Here is a 253-nt window from a genome sequence, read left to right on the forward strand (position 1 = left end):
TCGCTCGCCAGGTTAAAAACAGCCGTGTATGCGCGTTAGCTCGCTGCGTGGAGAAAGATATCGACGTGGCAGCCGAATCCCTGAAAGTCGCCGAAGCCTTCCGTATTCATACCTTTATTGCCACTTCGCCAATGCACATCGCCACCAAGCTGCGCAGCACGCTGGACGAAGTGATCGAACGCGCTATCTATATGGTGAAACGCGCCCGTAATTACACCGATGATGTTGAATTTTCTTGCGAAGATGCCGGACG

1 pseudogene is annotated in these 253 nt (G+C 53.0%); it reads left to right on the top strand.

Annotated elements, in window-relative coordinates:
• Positions 1–65 precede the first annotated feature (65 nt).
• Positions 66–253: pseudogene (locus QP119_RS11620) on the top strand (2-isopropylmalate synthase); the annotation flags it as partial.

Origin of the sequence: Corynebacterium frankenforstense (assembly GCF_030211955.1) — a bacterium.
Lineage (GTDB): Bacteria > Actinomycetota > Actinomycetes > Mycobacteriales > Mycobacteriaceae > Corynebacterium > Corynebacterium frankenforstense_A.